General features: G+C 69.0%; 15 protein-coding genes. 7 read left to right on the plus strand and 8 right to left on the minus strand.

The window, feature by feature from the left end:
* Positions 1–122 precede the first annotated feature (122 nt).
* Complete coding sequence (aceE, locus tag FB453_RS26440) at positions 123–2,873, plus strand: pyruvate dehydrogenase (acetyl-transferring), homodimeric type (RefSeq protein ID WP_145794582.1); 2,751 nt, start codon at positions 123–125, stop codon at positions 2,871–2,873.
* Between the two features lie 174 nt (positions 2,874–3,047).
* On the opposite strand, the gene FB453_RS26445 is transcribed toward aceE, so the two are convergent.
* From FB453_RS26445 to FB453_RS26465, 5 genes are all read right to left on the minus strand, one after another.
* Positions 3,048–3,617 (minus strand): hypothetical protein, encoded by a 570-nt coding sequence (locus tag FB453_RS26445; protein ID WP_145794585.1) that lies wholly within the window; start codon positions 3,615–3,617, stop codon positions 3,048–3,050.
* Positions 3,614–3,952: a cupin domain-containing protein gene (locus tag FB453_RS26450; RefSeq protein WP_112674638.1), complete on the minus strand. Its 339-nt coding sequence runs from the start codon at positions 3,950–3,952 to the stop codon at positions 3,614–3,616. Before FB453_RS26450 ends, FB453_RS26445 begins: the two co-directional genes overlap by 4 nt.
* Positions 3,952–4,614: a helix-turn-helix domain-containing protein gene (locus FB453_RS26455; protein WP_145794588.1), complete on the minus strand. Its 663-nt coding sequence runs from the start codon at positions 4,612–4,614 to the stop codon at positions 3,952–3,954. The genes FB453_RS26450 and FB453_RS26455 overlap by 1 nt, the downstream gene beginning before the upstream one ends.
* Positions 4,615–4,955: 341 nt before the next feature.
* Positions 4,956–5,249, minus strand: a complete 294-nt coding sequence (locus FB453_RS26460; RefSeq protein WP_145794590.1) for a DUF3040 domain-containing protein — start codon at positions 5,247–5,249, stop codon at positions 4,956–4,958.
* 290 nt (positions 5,250–5,539) lie between these two features.
* Complete coding sequence (locus tag FB453_RS26465; protein WP_186718570.1) at positions 5,540–6,412, minus strand: universal stress protein; 873 nt, start codon at positions 6,410–6,412, stop codon at positions 5,540–5,542.
* A gap of 843 nt (positions 6,413–7,255) precedes the next feature.
* On the opposite strand from FB453_RS26465, the gene FB453_RS26470 reads away from it, so the two are divergent.
* The 6 genes from FB453_RS26470 to FB453_RS26495 all read left to right on the plus strand — a co-directional run bounded on the left by FB453_RS26470 (position 7,256) and on the right by FB453_RS26495 (position 11,892).
* Positions 7,256–7,459 (plus strand): hypothetical protein, encoded by a 204-nt coding sequence (locus FB453_RS26470; RefSeq protein WP_145794594.1) that lies wholly within the window; start codon positions 7,256–7,258, stop codon positions 7,457–7,459.
* 124 nt (positions 7,460–7,583) lie between these two features.
* Positions 7,584–8,585, plus strand: coding sequence for a type I glyceraldehyde-3-phosphate dehydrogenase (gene gap, locus FB453_RS26475; RefSeq protein WP_145794597.1), 1,002 nt, complete (start codon positions 7,584–7,586; stop codon positions 8,583–8,585).
* Between the two features lie 174 nt (positions 8,586–8,759).
* Positions 8,760–9,683, plus strand: a complete 924-nt coding sequence (locus tag FB453_RS26480) for a DNA-3-methyladenine glycosylase family protein (protein WP_145794599.1) — start codon at positions 8,760–8,762, stop codon at positions 9,681–9,683.
* 101 nt (positions 9,684–9,784) lie between these two features.
* On the plus strand, positions 9,785–9,994 hold the full coding sequence (locus tag FB453_RS34420) for a hypothetical protein (RefSeq protein WP_186718572.1): 210 nt from the start codon (positions 9,785–9,787) through the stop codon (positions 9,992–9,994).
* Positions 9,995–10,202: 208 nt separating this feature from the next.
* Complete coding sequence (locus tag FB453_RS26490) at positions 10,203–10,631, plus strand: Rrf2 family transcriptional regulator (protein WP_145794602.1); 429 nt, start codon at positions 10,203–10,205, stop codon at positions 10,629–10,631.
* A gap of 28 nt (positions 10,632–10,659) precedes the next feature.
* Positions 10,660–11,892, plus strand: a complete 1,233-nt coding sequence (locus FB453_RS26495) for a globin domain-containing protein (protein ID WP_145794604.1) — start codon at positions 10,660–10,662, stop codon at positions 11,890–11,892.
* 61 nt (positions 11,893–11,953) lie between these two features.
* On the opposite strand, the gene FB453_RS26500 is transcribed toward FB453_RS26495, so the two are convergent.
* From FB453_RS26500 to FB453_RS26510, 3 genes are all read right to left on the minus strand, one after another.
* Complete coding sequence (locus FB453_RS26500; RefSeq protein ID WP_145794607.1) at positions 11,954–12,397, minus strand: hypothetical protein; 444 nt, start codon at positions 12,395–12,397, stop codon at positions 11,954–11,956.
* A gap of 160 nt (positions 12,398–12,557) precedes the next feature.
* Positions 12,558–13,571 (minus strand): Acg family FMN-binding oxidoreductase, encoded by a 1,014-nt coding sequence (locus FB453_RS26505; RefSeq protein WP_145794609.1) that lies wholly within the window; start codon positions 13,569–13,571, stop codon positions 12,558–12,560.
* A 2-nt stretch (positions 13,572–13,573) separates the two neighbouring features.
* The gene (locus FB453_RS26510; RefSeq protein ID WP_145794611.1) at positions 13,574–14,032 is read right to left on the minus strand and encodes a DUF488 family protein, N3 subclade; all 459 of its coding nucleotides are present in this window, start codon (positions 14,030–14,032) and stop codon (positions 13,574–13,576) included.
* Between the last annotated feature and the right edge of the window lie 633 nt (positions 14,033–14,665).

Here is a 14,665-nt window from a genome sequence, read left to right on the forward strand (position 1 = left end):
ACCACGACGATCCCGTCACCTGGACCCATGGACGTCAACGTTTGCCCCGGGCGTGCGCGATGCGCCATCCGATCAGGCAGTCGAGACAACAGCACGGCAACGCTGTGAGAAAGGCCCACGCCATGACCGCAGAACTCCACCGGCAGCCACTGACCAGCGGCGCGCTGCCCAGCCAACTGGTCGACCTGGACCCCGCCGAGACCCAGGAATGGCGGGACTCCCTCGACGCGGTCGTAGAACACGCCGGAACCGATCGGGCCCGGTATCTGATGCTCAGCGTGCTGCAGCGGGCCCGCGAACAGCACGTCGGTGTTCCCGGACTGCACAGCAGCGACTACCTCAACACCATCCCGCCGCAGCTGGAGCCGGTGTTTCCCGGCGACGAGGACATCGAACGGCGCCTCCGCGCCTACATCAGGTGGAACGCCGCGATCATGGTGCACAGGGCGCAGCGACCCGGGATCGGGGTCGGCGGGCACATCTCCACCTACGCCTCGGCCGCGTCGCTGTACGAGGTCGGGTTCAACCACTTCTTCCGCGGCCCCCACGCGCAGGGCGGCGGCGACCAGATCTACTTCCAAGGCCATGCCTCCCCGGGCATCTACGCACGGGCCTTCCTCGAGGGCCGCCTGACCGAACATCAGCTCGACGGGTTCCGCCAGGAGCTGTCGCATCCCGGCGGCGGCCTGCCGTCCTACCCGCATCCGCGGCTGATGCCCGGCTTCTGGCAGTTCCCGACCGTCTCGATGGGCCTCGGCGCGATCAACGCCATCTACCAGGCCCGGTTCAACCGCTACCTGCACCACCGCGGGATCACCGACACCAGCCGCCAGCGGGTGTGGGCGTTCCTCGGCGACGGCGAGATGGACGAGATCGAAGCGCTCGGCGCGATCGGCGTGGCCGCCCGCGAGAACCTCGACAACCTCACCTTCGTCATCAACTGCAACCTGCAGCGCCTCGACGGCCCGGTCCGCGGCAACGGCAAGATCATCCAGGAGTTGGAGGCGTACTTCCGCGGCGCCGGATGGAACGTCATCAAGGTGATCTGGGGCCGGCAGTGGGACCCGCTGCTCGCCGCGGATACCAACGGCGCGCTGCTCAACCTGATGAGCGTCACCCCGGACGGCGACTACCAGAGCTACAAAGCCGCATCCGGGGCGTTCGTACGGGAACACTTCTTCGGCCGTGACCCGCGCACCGCCGCAATGGTTGCGGACATGTCCGACGACCAGATCTGGGGACTCACCCGCGGCGGCCACGACTACAAGAAGCTGTACGCGGCGTACCAGGCCGCCGTGACGCACACCGGCCAGCCGACCGTGATCCTGGCCAAGACCATCAAGGGCTGGACACTCGGGTCGCACTTCGAGGGACGCAACGCCACCCACCAGATGAAGAAACTCACCCTCGACGACCTCAAGGGCTTCCGGGACCGGCTACATCTCGAGATTCCCGATACGGCACTCGACGAGATACTGCCGCCGTACTACCGCCCGTCCGACGGTTCCCCGGAGCTGGAGTACCTGCACGAGCGTCGCCGTGTCCTGGGCGGCTATCTGCCGGACCGTCCCACGCGAAACCTGCGCCTCGCCCTGCCCGGCGCCGGGGCGTACGCGGTCGCCGCCCGCGGTTCCGGCCGGCAACAGGTCGCCACGACGATGGCGTTCGTCCGGTTGCTTAAGGACCTGATGAAGGACCCGCACATCGGTCACCGGTTCGTGCCGATCATCCCGGACGAGGCCCGCACCTTCGGCCTGGACGCCCTGTTCCCGTCCAAGAAGATCTACTCCCCGCACGGACAGCACTACCTGTCCGTGGACCGGGAACTCATGCTCAGCTACCAGGAGGACACCCAGGGCGTCCTGCTGCACGAGGGCATCACCGAAGCCGGCGCCACCGCGTCCTGGACCGCGGCCGGGACCTCCTACGCCACCCACGCCGAACCCATGATCCCGATCTACATCTTCTACTCCATGTTCGGGTTCCAACGCACCGGCGACGGCCTGTGGGCGGCCGCCGACCAGATGACCCGCGGCTTCCTGCTCGGTGCCACCGCCGGCCGGACCACCCTCAACGGCGAGGGACTGCAACACGAAGACGGCCACTCGCTGCTTCTGGCCGCCACCAACCCCGCCTGCGTCGCCTACGACGCCGCGTTCGCGTTCGAACTGGGCCACATCGTCCGCGACGGCCTGCGCCGCATGTACGGCGAAACCCGCAACGGTGAGGACGCAAACGTCTTCTACTACCTGACCCTGTACAACGGACCCATCACCCAGCCCGGCCAGCCGGCCGACACCGACGTCGACGGCATCCTCGCCGGCATGCACCTCTACAGCACCGCCGAGGAAACCGGCTGCCCGCGGGCGCAGATCCTGGCCTCCGGCATCGCCGTGCAATGGGCGCTGCAGGCACAACGGCTGCTGCGCGACGACTGGCGCATCGCCGCCGACGTCTGGTCGGTGACGTCCTGGACCGAACTGCGCCGCGAGGCCATCGCCGCCGACGCCTGGAACCTCACCCACCCCGACCGGCCACGCAGAATCCCCTACGTCACCCGCCGGCTGACCGAGGCGCCAGGCCCCGTCACCGCCGTGTCCGACTGGATGCGAGCCGTCCCCGACCAGATCGCACCGTTCGTGCCTGGCACCTGGTCCTCCCTGGGCACCGACGGCTTCGGGCACTCCGATACCCGCGGGGCGCTGCGCCGCCACTTCCACGTCGACGCACCCTCCATCGTGCTGCGGGTCCTCTCCCAACTCGCCGACGGTGGAGAAATCGACGCGTCCTCGCCCGCTAGGGCGATTGAGCTGTACCGGCTGAATGAGATCGACGCGGCCACGCCCGGCAGCACCGAAGGGTCCGCCGAGTAGGGAAGGGGCCGGCCCAGCTGTGATTCGCCGGATGTCTCACCGAGGCGACAAGCAGCTCGGGCTGGCCCGATGGGGGCGTGCGCCCAACGTGTGCATGCAGTGTCGCGGCGATGGAGCGGAATCATCCGCTGCGGCGCGAAGCCGCTCAGCAGCAGCGGCAGTCGGCGACGGCGGTCAGGGGTGTCGCAGGTGTGCCAGCGCCATGCCGATCGGGATGCTGACAGCCAGCACGAGCAGCAGCGTCCGGTGGACATGGCCGACCAGCGCTGACAACCCACCGGCGGCCGAGCTAGTAGCCGAACCCGCACCGGGTCGTGCGGCGCGGAAGGCGATCGCCAACGCGATGACCAGCAGCGCCGAGCCGAAATCGACCGCCAAGGGTTCACCGGTCAGGGTTCCACCGATCACCAGGGCGTTGCCCACGTTCCAGCAGCCGATCTGTGCCCAGCTGCCGCGCGGCGCTATGACCTCGGGTCCCTGGATCCGGGCCTGGCCCATGGCGCACTGCGTCACGCCACCGACCAGCACCAGATAGGCCGCGAGCCAGCTGCCGTGCGCCAGATCGAGTGGCTCGGTGACCGCGGCGACCAGGCCACCGATCACCACCGAACAGACGCCGATCGCGGTCAGGACGGTTGCCGGGTTCGGCTGTGAACCGCGCCGCGGGGCGGGCGGCGACGTCGCGCTCAACTGCTGCGCCGGCGGGTTGCTCGGCCCTGCCGGGTGGTCGGCCGAGGCGGTCACTCCCGTCGGTCGGTGACGACGCTCAGCAAGACCGCGGAGTCGTCGATCGCGGTCAGGTCATGGCGGGCCGGTGGGATGATCAGATAGTCACCTGTGGCCGCTTCCCAGGAGTCGTCGCCGGCACTCAGGCGTACCCGCCCGGCCAGGACCTGCAGCGTTGCCTCACCGGGGCTCTCGTGCTCGCCGAGCCTCTGGCCCGCCGCTAGGGCGAGCACCGTCTGACGCAGGGCATGTGTCTGCCCGCCGTGGATCGTGCGGGCGCTACGCCCGGCCGACGAGGCATGAGCCGCGGCGACTTGCTCCTCGGCCAGGGCGGTCAACGACAGGGCATCCATCAGGATCCTCCGACAGCGCTCAGGTGGGCCACGCACCGGTCTGGTTGAACAAAGGGGTCGAGTCGGTCGACCGTGATGGGCGAGGCCCACGACTGCATCGCGCCCTGCATCAGGCCCAGGTGTACCGGGCACACGACGTCGGTCCGACTGATCGCGAGCTCGAAAAACGGGCAGTGCCGCAGGTCGATCTGTGGCCGGTCGCCACCGGCGGGTCGCTCGGGTGCGAAGCCTAACTCGTCGAGCAACCGCATCAGTCGCTCAACAGATTCATCCGGGTCGGGTGCTTCGTCCGGTGCGGTGGCGTCGGTGATGGTGGACGCCTGGTGACGTCCCCAGAGGCGTCCGGTCGCCAAGACCCGGCTGCTCGGATCAGGATCGGTCGCGATCACCTCGGCGAGTACTTCGGCGAGCACCCGGAAGTGCCGGGGACCCATCGGATCCATGCGCCGTACCGCATGGAACAGTTGCGGTGGACGTCCCGGGCTGCGAGAGTCGGTGGTTGTGCGCTCGACCCGACCGTCACTGACCAGGCTCTCGGCAAGCCCACCGGCTGTCAGGTCGACACCGAGGGCGGTGAGGAACGTGGCGGCGGCAAGTTCCGCGGCGACCAGATCCTTGTCCGGTCGCCGTTGACCGACGCGCAACGCAGCGGTGGTGGTCATGGTGCTCCCTTCGCACGCCGCCGTGCGCAGATGCGACTGTCATTGACCGAACTGGCATGGGCACGTGGGCGGTGCCACCGGCGGACGCGGCACGACTCCGTATGCGGGGGACGACAGTGTCGCTCTACCTGCGCTACCGAATCGCCGATCATCGTATCGGTCAGAATGAACGGGGCTCGGTCGATGGGCGTGGCTCTGCGAGCGGTGGGCAGGCCCTCTCGTCGGATGCCGCTGGTCGAGCGGCGCCCGGCATTCACCATGCAGACCCGCACTGACGCCCGGACTCTTGTTGCATCGTCCGCGGGCGCGGTCACCGGTCGGTCTGTGAGCGGGCCGCCGCCCTATGGCTGTGGTGGTCGTCGATCATTGGCCCATCGGGTGTGGTCGGTGATCCAGATGGCCGCGCTCACGCCGGCCACACCGACCGCGATGAGCGCGATTCCGAGGCTGGTCGTCAACCCCGCCAAGCCCATGATCAGCACGGCTGCGATCAGCCAGGTGCGTGGAGTCATGCCGCGCCACTTGTGCGGGCGGCTCTGCAGGGCATGGCCGAATCGATCGGCGAACTCGGGGTCTTCTGACCGCAGTCCGCGTTCGATCTCCGTCAACCTGCGCTGTTCTGCGTCGCTGAGCATGCTGCTCCTTTCCGACTGGCGACCGTCCGCAACGACCTACCGTGCAGCCCGCCTCGTGGCGTCTCCGTTTCATGTGACCGGTGCAGGCGGCGGACGCGAGCCGCCGCCTGCCGATCCGTCGTTTGTCCACGGACAGCATCCGGCTTGACCTGATCCCATCGACAGGGCCGACAACAGCAAACTGCGAAAGTCGGACCTGCCGAACCACGGCAACCGCCCGTCACACCTCATACCCTCTCGGTGGATGCGAGCCCGGGCCGAGCCCGACACATCGATATGACGGCACGCCGTCAATCCCCGTCGTGGATCGCCGGAACGACCATCACCGGGCACGGGGCGTGCTCGATCAGGTTCCGCGACGTCGAGCCCATCACCAGCCCACGGAAGCCCCCCAGTCCCCGGGAGCCGACGACCAGCAGGCCGGCCGACATGCGGCGGACGAGGGCGATCAACGCCGCGGCGACGGAATCGCCCGGCACGACCTCGGTACGGTACTTGACGTCCGGATAGCGCGCGCCGACGCCGAGCGCGCCTGCCGCAGGATCGCCGACCGTGACCCAGAACCCGGGGTCGCCCGCCGCGATCGCACCCGCGGAGCTGCTGCGCGCCGGCTGATGATGGGCCAGGATCAGCTCGACGTCGCGTAGTTGCGCCTGCGCGAAGGCGATCTCTGCCGCCCTGTTGGCCCCGGGTGAACCATCGGTGCCGAGCACGACCGGCGCGTCATCGCAAGGGGTGTCGCCGCGCACGACCACGACCGGGCAACACGCGTGCGCTGAGGCCTGGGCAGCCACCGAGCCCGCCAAGAGCCCGGCGAACCCGCCCAGGCCGCGATGACCAACGACGAGCAGCTCAGCGTCGCGTGAGAGGTCGACCAGCACCTCGCCAGGCGAACCGTCGATCAGGCGAGTGGTCACCGACAGGGAAGGATGATCGGCGCGGGCCTGCTGTGCGTTTCGCGCCAACAGGTCCAGCATCGCCGCCCGCGGCCCTTGATCGCGCTGATCGTACGGGACGTGGAAGGGCGGCCCGATCACCTGCCAGCCGAAGGCATGCACGATGCGCAGGCCACAGCCGCGCCGCACGGCCTCCCACGCGCCGTAGTGAACCGCGGACCGGGCTGTCGCCGAACCGTCGAAGCCGACTACCACGACCCTGCTCATCGCAAGACCTCCACCACTGCGCTGGTGCCGAGCGAACGTCCGCGCGGCAGGGAGCACGACACGACGTTCAAGTCGGCGTTGCCGGCGGGCGCCTTGTGGGCCCGGCCGACGTCGCCACCCGTCGCGGGACATGAGACGCGATGGCTCGGCGCAGCGGCGAGCAGCGATGCCAGTCGATGCATAGAGAAATGCATGATGATCCCCTTCTTCTGGACGTGTGTCGAAGACGGTCGGGCTTGGTCTCCGTTCCTCGCTCCGGCGCGGTGTCTCCGCAGCGCCCGCCAGAGCCTGATTGGCGGCTGCACGCCGCTCGGTGCGACCGGCAAGGACTCGGATGGCTGGCGTCGCCGTAACCAGCCCTGCGCCGAAAGTCCGGGACGGCCCTGCGGTGGACTCTCGTCCCCGCCCGGGTTTGCCCAACCCGTCCCGCGAGCAAAGACGCGCAGCTTCTGGTGCCAGTCCACCGCGCAGCCGCTCTCCTCAACGGTGAATCGGTTTGCCCTGTGCGCACAGGGTCGGCGACGGACACATTGGTGGCCCCGGATTGCCGGTCATGAGCAAGCATCGCCAGAGAAGCGACGAAAGGCGCCCCGGTTCAGACGCCGCTCCGGTCCTGTTCGGTTGGGCGGCACCGGGCAGATTGCCGCCCGTCGGCAACCAAGCGAGTCCAGATTGGTGCTGCGCCCGCCTGCCCTGCCGGCGTAGGCGCGACGAACATGGTGCCAGATCGCACCGGGCGTGGACCCACCGGCGGAGTTCCGATCAGGTCGTTGCCGGTAGCCACGTCGTCGACCGACGCAGCCTCGCGTATCACCTGTCGCTGCCACCGGGATGGAGGAACGGATGGGCCTCAAGTGCCAGCTACCCGCACTCACCCTCGCCATCGCCCTCATCACGATCGCTGTCGCATTGCTGAACGCCGACAAGATCGGCTTAGGGCTGGTTCTGGGCGTTGTCACGTTGATCTCTGTCCGCTACTGCGCGCGTCGCTGCGCCGACAAGTACCTGAGCGACCTGCATGCGGAGCACGGCGACCGAATGGACTAGCTGACACACCCGGGTGCCAGATGATCACGACACGCCCCGACCGTCGCCGGCGACTGCCTTACAACCTTCACCGGCAGGTACGCGCGGAACGAAACCCAATGAACCTAGAGGAAGGTGGTCTGAGATGCCGAACGTGGCGATCAACGGGCTGGGCCGCATCGGCCGTGCGGCGTTGAGGATCCTGCTGGACGCCGACGGGTTGAACCTCGTCGCGGTCAACGATGTCGCCGACGTCGACAACCTGGCCTACCTGCTCAGGTACGACACCGTCTACGGCCGCTACCACCGCCTGGTCAGCACCGAAGACGGGGCGCTGCTCGTCGACGGTCGACGGATCGCGACGTTCACCGAACGCGACCCGGCGAAGCTGCCGTGGGCCGACCTCGGCGTCGACCTGGTCCTGGAATGCACCGGCGTCTTCAAAACCGAGGACGAGCTCAAGAAGCACCTGCAAGCCGGCGCCTCCTTCGTGATCCTGTCCGCCCCGACATCGTCGGAGGCGGTACCCACCGTGGTGCACGGCGTGAACCGTCCCGACGGCGCACCACAGATCGTTTCCTGCGCCAGCTGCACCACCAATTGCATCACCCCGGTCATCGAAATCGCTCACCGTCACATCGGTGTCCAACGGGCGGTGATGACGACCATCCACGCCTACACCGCTGGCCAACAGCTGGTCGACGGCCCCGCCAAGAGCTTCCGGCGCGGTCGGGCCGGGGCCGCTAACCTCGTGCCGACCTCGACCGGGGCGGCCCGGGCGACCACCCGCGCGGTACCCGAGCTGGCCGACAGGCTCGACGGCATCGCGGTACGCGCACCGATCCCGGCCGGGTCGGTCGCCGACATCGTGTTTGTCGCGAGCCGGCCGACCACCGTTGAGGAAGTCAACGCCGCGTTCCGGCAAGAGGCCACCGACGAGCGCTACCACGGCATTCTCGGTGTCTCGCAGGATCCTCTGGTCTCCGCCGACATCGTCGGAGATGCACGCGCCGCTGTCATCGACCTGGACCTGACCCGCGTCGTGGACGGCACGCTGGTCAAGGTGATGGCCTGGTACGACAACGAATGGGGCTTCACCCACCAGATGATCCGCGAGGCCCGCAGCACACTCGGTGTAGCCGCATGATGCTCGCCGACCGGACGAGCGGTGTTCCGTGACGCATTCCCTCCCGGAACACCCAGGACGACCTTTGCAGCGCGGGTCGCCGATGGCCGGGCGGTTCCGGCTCACCGCAGCCGTCCCCGGGCCGTCACCAGAACGGGTACGCCGCGCCCGCCGCTACAGTATTTGGGACCGGATATGGCACAAGCCACGATTGTTCTGCCTGCACCCTCTCCCTTTCGGCTGGATCTGACGGCCTGGGCGTTGCGACGACGCTGGAAGAACACCGTCGACCGGTGGGACGACGGCCAGTACAGCCGCGTCATCATCGCCGACGGACACCCCGCACGGCTGACAGCCGTTCAGGCGACAACCGGCGTCCAACCGACGCTGATGGTCACCGTGGAATCGGCAACACCCATCAGCGAGCGGGCCTTGAACGAGGCCGGCCTGCTCGTCCAGAAGATGTTCGGGCTAGCGGTCGATCTGCGGCCCTTCTACGAGCTCGCCGATGACGACCCTGCCATCGGTCCGCTGGTGCAGCGGTTCCGCGGGCTGCGCCCGCCTCGCTTTCCGACCGTCTTCGAGGGACTGGTCAATGCGATCGCCTGCCAGCAGGTGACCCTGGATCTGGGGATCATCGTGTTGAACCGGTTGTCGCAGCGATTCGGGCCGCACCTTGTTGATCACGATGGTGTGCGGCACGCGTTCCCCGCAGCGGCCGACCTGGCCGACGTGGGCGAGGAAGCGATTCGCGAGCTCGGGTTCAGCCGCCAGAAGGCGCGGGCGATCCAGCAGCTCGCCGTCCATGTCGTCGACACGAGTGTGGATCTGGAGCGGCTTGAGGGCTTGAACAACGACCAGGCTGTCGCCGCGCTGTCGCGCGTGCACGGCATCGGCCGGTGGTCCGCGGAGTATGTACTGCTGCGAGGACTCGGAAGGCTGGACACCTTCCCGGGCGACGACGTCGGGGCGCAGAACAACCTGCAACGGTTGTTCCACCTCGCCGGCAAGCCGACCTACGATCGTATCCAGCAGTTGACATCTCCGTGGCGTCCCTACGAGGGCCTCGTCTACTTTCACCTGCTACTGGACAAACTGCGCGCGAACGGCGCGTTATGACCCCTGCCGCCACGCAGCTGACCAGCCGAGACTGCTGACTGCCGCGGCCGTCGTGTCCTACTTCATCGGTGAGCACACCGACGCCCGTGGTCATCAGGGTCATGCTCACGATCAGTGTGGGACGGGGGTTCGCCAATGAGTACCGCGCCGAGTGGGCCGGGGCAGCGTTGCACGACAACGTCCGGCACCGGGCGGTGGCGGTCCGCAGCAGGATCGCCGGCAGCATCGACGTGGTGCAGGACGAGAATCCCTACGCAATCGCGGTTCCCGGGCGGGCAACAGCGCCGCCCCGGCCAGGTTTCCAGGTTTGAGGCTGGCGGTCGGCGCATTCGTCGGAACATCGATGCGGGGCGAGACCAAAGCCATCCGGCGGTGATCACCTCACGCAGTCCATCCACTGCCCGGACGGGGGATCCTGGCGACGGCATGTCCCAGCGACCGTGGGGCCTTCGGGTCCCATCGCCGTGACACCGCTCATAAAGAAGACCCTGAGAGTCCTCTTATCGGTAGGGTCGGTTCGTGCGGCTCAACAGATCCACGGATATCAGTCTTCGCATCCTCATGCTCAGCGCGGTGCGCGACGACCGGCTGACCATCGACGAGCTGGCCGAGGTGCTCGCGGTGCCGCGGCACCACCTGGCCAAGGTGGTGCAGCGACTGCAGCATCTGGGGCTGCTGGAGACCGTTCGGGGCCGCAGCGGCGGGGTGCGCCTCGCCGGTATCGCGCACACCGCGTCGATCGGCGGGCTAGTCCGGAAGCTGGAGGGCGATACCGAGGTCGTCGACTGCGAGGGCGAGCAGGCCTGCCCGCTGAGCCGGGACTGTCTGCTGCGCGGGGCGCTGCGCCGCGCCCAAGAGGCGTTCTACGCCGCCCTCGACCCGATCACCGTCGGCGATCTGAGCGCCCCGCCCGTCCGGCAAGTACTGCTCAGTCTCGGCCGGCGCTGACCGTTCCATCCGTCACCAGGAGAAACCGATGCTCTCTGCCACCAGCGCCCCGGTCATCGAGGCCACCCTGCCGGTCGTCGGCAAGCACCTCGACCAGATCTCCGGCACCTTCTACGAGACGATGCTCGGCGAGAATCCGGAGTTGCTCGACCTGTTCAGCCGTAGTGCGCAGGCCACCGGTGAGCAGCGCAGCGCCCTGGCCGGCGCGGTCGCGGCCTTCGCCGCGCACCTGGTCGGCGCGGGCCCGAAGAGCGTGGTCTTCGACCACATCGTGGAGCGCATTGCGCAGCGGCACTGCGCGCTGGGCATCCGCCCGGAGCAGTACACGATGGTCGGTCGCTACCTGATGGGCGCGGTCGGCGCGACGCTGGGCGACGCGGTCACCCCCGCGGTGGCCGCCGCCTGGGACGAGGTCTACTGGCTCTTCGCCGCTCGGCTTATCGGCCGCGAGGCCCGTCTGTATGCCGAAGCCGGGGTGGATGGCGCCGACCCGTGGCGCGACTACCTGGTAGCGAAGAAGATCGCCGAAGCGCACGACACGATGTCGTTCATCCTGACCCCCGTCGACGGGCTCCCGGCCCCCGCTTTCCTGCCGGGCCAGTATGTGACCGTCGCCGCCGACTTGCCGGACGGCAGCCGCCAACTGCGGCAGTACTCGCTCTCCCAGGCGGCCACCGGCGGCACCCTGCGGATCACCGTGCGGAGGGTACGCGGCAGCGATGGCGCCCCGGACGGCGTGGTTTCGACCTTCCTGCACGACCAGGTCGACGCCGGCGACCGGCTGCGGCTGAGCCACCCGTACGGCGACCTCACCCTGCGCGACAGCGCGGCGCCGCTCGTCCTGGTCAGCGCCGGGGTGGGCATCACCCCGATGGCCGCGATCCTGGACCACGTGGCCCGTACCCAGCCGACCCGGCAGGTCACGATCGTGCACGCCGACCGCAGCGCCGAACGCCACCCGCTGCGCCTGGAAATGGCCGGCCACGGCTCGCGGCTGACGTCCTGCACCACCTTCGTCTGGTACGAGCAGGCGAGCGACGTCCCGGACGCGTACCACGGTTTCGTCGACACCGACGTCATCCCGCTGCACCCCGGCTCCGAGGTCTACATGTGCGGCCCGGTGCCGTTCATGCAGAGCGTCCGGGCTGGGCTGCACCGCCGCGGGATCAGCGATGGCCAGATCCGCTACGAGGTCTTCGGCTCCGAACAGTGGCGCGCCACGCCGAAGCGCGCGACCGCCCAATTGGCTACCACGGCCTGAACGCGCCGAACTCACGGGTGGAGCGGGTCGGCGGCGTAGTCGCAGTTCCGGCTCGCTCGGACTACGCGATGGCCGAGAGCTCAGCCCAGCTGGCGAAGCCGAGCAGGGCCAGCCCGGCCCCCGCACCCGTGATGGCACTGGTGGCGACGGCGGTAGTTCGGGAGACGAGGACGGCTCCGACCGCGACACCAGCCAACAGCGCCCCCAGCGCCACCAGGGACGGGCTTTTCAGGACCGGTGACATCGGCCAGAAGTGCACGCCTACCACCAGGCAGACCCGCGCCGCGATGTGCTCGCCGCCTCCGCAGAGGGCGATCACTGCGGCGCCTACCGCGGCGATGCCGAACGCCGCACCGACCACGGCGACGATCAGACTCAGCGCCGCGCCCACGATCAGCGGTGACCGCCACACCGGCGGGGGCTTCTCCTGCGCCCACCCGAACCAGCAGGACGCGAAGAAACCAAGGACCAGAGCGGACATCGCGCCGTCGCGTGCGTACTGCATCGCAGGATCTCCCATCGGTCGCCTTCGTAACGGTTGAGCGGGACGGGTTAACTCGAGCTACCGCTGAACCCGGCTACCCACCTACGCAACTCGGGTGAAACGCGTCGAGGGCCAAGAGATCTGGTGTCGATGAGTGGCGACACCCCCGGTGCGCGTGGGATCAGAGCTGGTCCGAGGGCACCGCGGAGGTGTCGATCACCTGTGTGACAGCAAGCCGCGGTGTTCGCGGTGGCGGCCCGTGCTGTTCCGGATCGGCGATCCCCAGCCGCAGGGCGAGGTACGGGTGGCCGAGGCCGGCGAGTAGGTGCCACAGGGTGTGCCAGCTGGCGGCGACCTCGACGACACCGCTGAGCGGCACCACCGACACGCCGATGGTGGTCGCGGTCAACCAGGCCGCCGACAGCGCCTCTCCGGCACGCAGCCAGTCCTGCGGTCCGTCACCGTCGCCGAACAGCAGCGCGTAGACCGCGGTCCGGTCGTGCCCGCCGCCGACCGGCAGTGTCCCGGGCCGACCGAAGTCGCGACTGGGCACGGTGGTCTGCGTGGGGTGCTCGGGCAGCACACTGTCGGGGAGGCCGGCGCCCGACAGCTGGGCGTGGCCGGTCCAGTACGTCAGTTCCGCGGCGATCTGCGGGTCGCCGGCTTCCACCGCCGCGGCCCGGCCTGCCGCGGAACCCAGCTCCGCCACGTTGTTGGAGGAGAGGATGTGCAGGCTGCCTTCCGCGCAGGCCGCGGCCGCGACGGCCCGCAACCCCACCTCGGGTATGGACCGCTCGCTCACCGGCCGCCGGTCGGTGTGCCGGATGCGTATCGCGTGCGCCAGGCGCAGCGCCTCCATCGTCACCGGCGTCCGGCCGTACACCACGAGCGTGGCCAGCAGGTCCGGATCGTTTGCTTGCGGGAACCGGGTAACGTGCGCCGACCAGCCGTCAGCGGCGAGTGCGATCCGGGCGTGGTGCAGCGCGGCCCCGCAGCTGAGCATCAGCTGCCGGCCCTGAGGGTCTCCGGCCGTCAGCTGGCGGCTGCGGGCGGCGACCAGGTCCAGCCGTTCCGGGTGTACCCGCCACAGCCACGGTTGGGTGTTGAGGATCGACGGCGCCTTCCCGGCTGCGGTAGCAGCGTCGGTGAACGCGACAGCAGGCAGCCGGTCGACCGCCGTCGCCTCATGTCTCATACTCAGGCCTCCTGAGCGTTCGTATGCGGCGGACCGCCGACGTTCACCCGGCGGCGGCGTGGGGTCGAACCAGGCACCTTCGGCGCCGGGTCACGGGCTGTTCGGGCGCCGCGTAGAAGGTCACTGAGGACGGCTGCCTGGCTGTGCTCGACGTCTCGGGTGGCCGTCAGCAGCGTGACGGTCCTCGCGCGGGTCAGTTCCCGGAGCCGGTCGAGGGCGGCTGCTGGTCGGGCGTCGCGGAGTTCGACCAGGTAGCGGTCCCGGAACTCCGTGAAGCGTTCCGGTCGGTGGCCGTACCAGCGGCGCAGCGGCGTGGACGGCGCGATGTCCTTCACCCACTCATCGAGATGGACCGCAGCCTTGGTCAGACCGCGTGGCCACAACCGGTCGACCAGCACCCGGGCGCCGTCATCGGGTGAGGGATCATGGTAGACCCGGCGGAGCCTTACCTGCCTTTCCATAGGTCAGTCCTCCTCGATGGAAATCGGTCGCGGATTGCCACACGGACCGCGGTGCGAGGTGTCGTCGCAATGCTCGCGCCATGCCCTCATCGCGGGACAGGTGTGTGGCCAGCACCTAGCGCGGTGACAGATTGCCGGGTCCCGGCAACGCCGGGCGCCATGGTTGCCCTACCCCGGCATCAGCTCGACCTGGTGGTGTCTCCCCGGAAGGGGCCAGGCGGAGGCCGATCACCGCGGCGGGGGATCGGTCCGGCGGCTCCGCGCGATACGCGAGCGATGATCGGGTGCGAGTTCCGTGTGCCGGCCACGTCCACGCGGTGTCGGCAGACCCGACGAGGGCTGGCCGGCCAGAGGCTGACGGGATTGGTGGTGTAGGCGACCGTCCGATTCGCTGGCCCGCGCCGCGGTGTCGTGAGCGCCGTAATGCCGAGCATCGGCAAGTTGCGGCACCCGACCTGACCGGCGACGGCACCTGTGCCGGACCGGACCGACGGCAATCATTGATGGTGATCGAGGCGACGTCGGCTCGATAACAGAGTCGTCCGGCCGGCGGTCGTCGCTGCAGAGCAGTGTCCATGAACAGGGCAGAACGAGGGCCACGTGGCCACGATCCAGCAGTTCCATGCCGCGCAG

It is taken from the genome of Micromonospora sp. CNZ322 (genome assembly GCF_007827755.1).

Bases quoted from the DNA above. Each gene is read 5' to 3' on its own strand.
- aceE (WP_145794582.1), top strand. From the start codon at position 123: ATGACCGCAGAACTCCACCGGCAGCCACTGACCAGCGGCGCGCTGCCC.
- FB453_RS26450 (WP_112674638.1), bottom strand. From the start codon at position 3,952: ATGGATGCCCTGTCGTTGACCGCCCTGGCCGAGGAGCAAGTCGCCGCG.
- FB453_RS26455 (WP_145794588.1), bottom strand. From the start codon at position 4,614: ATGACCACCACCGCTGCGTTGCGCGTCGGTCAACGGCGACCGGACAAG.
- FB453_RS26460 (WP_145794590.1), bottom strand. From the start codon at position 5,249: ATGCTCAGCGACGCAGAACAGCGCAGGTTGACGGAGATCGAACGCGGA.
- FB453_RS26465 (WP_186718570.1), bottom strand. From the start codon at position 6,412: ATGAGCAGGGTCGTGGTAGTCGGCTTCGACGGTTCGGCGACAGCCCGG.
- FB453_RS26470 (WP_145794594.1), top strand. From the start codon at position 7,256: ATGGGCCTCAAGTGCCAGCTACCCGCACTCACCCTCGCCATCGCCCTC.
- gap (WP_145794597.1), top strand. From the start codon at position 7,584: ATGCCGAACGTGGCGATCAACGGGCTGGGCCGCATCGGCCGTGCGGCG.
- FB453_RS26480 (WP_145794599.1), top strand. From the start codon at position 8,760: ATGGCACAAGCCACGATTGTTCTGCCTGCACCCTCTCCCTTTCGGCTG.
- FB453_RS34420 (WP_186718572.1), top strand. From the start codon at position 9,785: ATGCTCACGATCAGTGTGGGACGGGGGTTCGCCAATGAGTACCGCGCC.
- FB453_RS26495 (WP_145794604.1), top strand. From the start codon at position 10,660: ATGCTCTCTGCCACCAGCGCCCCGGTCATCGAGGCCACCCTGCCGGTC.
- FB453_RS26500 (WP_145794607.1), bottom strand. From the start codon at position 12,397: ATGCAGTACGCACGCGACGGCGCGATGTCCGCTCTGGTCCTTGGTTTC.
- FB453_RS26505 (WP_145794609.1), bottom strand. From the start codon at position 13,571: ATGAGACATGAGGCGACGGCGGTCGACCGGCTGCCTGCTGTCGCGTTC.
- FB453_RS26510 (WP_145794611.1), bottom strand. From the start codon at position 14,032: ATGGAAAGGCAGGTAAGGCTCCGCCGGGTCTACCATGATCCCTCACCC.